We start from the raw sequence: 561 nt of genomic DNA on the forward strand, positions 1-561 counted from the left end.
GAATATCCCATTCCCTGGCCGGCGCGTCAGAGCCGAACCGATCGCGCAGGTTCACAGGTCGAGCGGCTGTCTATGGTTGCAGGGCGCGAATGACGGCGCGCGGTTTGATATGGCGCAAGGACGGTGGGGGACGTTCATGAACGGGATAGTGACGGGGATGTAGAGCGCCTCTGCTGCCGTCCCGAGTCATGAAAAGCATATCGAGAAGGGCAGCGTTCGGGCTCGCTGCGGCAATATTGATGGCCGGCAGTGCCGGCGCCGTCCAGGCCGCTTCGCTTGTCCAGATATCGCTGTGGGACAAGGGCGCGAGCACTGAGATGGCAATGGGGCTCGCCTATGCAACACAACGACTCGACATCGCCAAAGCGACCATGGGCATCAAGGCTTTGCCCGGCGCGGTGAAGGCCGGGGAGGTCACATTCAATGTGAAAAATGACTCCAAGGACACAGTTCACGAAATGATCGTGATGTACCTTGCCGATCCCGGCAAGCCGCTTCCTTACCTTGAGGCCGAGAACCGGGTCGACGAAGACAAGGCTGGCGACAAGGGCGAAGTTTCGG

At 60.2% G+C, this 561-nt stretch carries 1 pseudogene; it reads left to right on the plus strand.

Annotated elements, in window-relative coordinates:
* Positions 1 to 239 precede the first annotated feature (239 nt).
* Positions 240 to 561: pseudogene (locus ACXJ7R_RS35970) on the plus strand (hypothetical protein); the annotation flags it as partial.

It is taken from the genome of Mesorhizobium sp. P5_C1 (assembly GCF_054049815.1).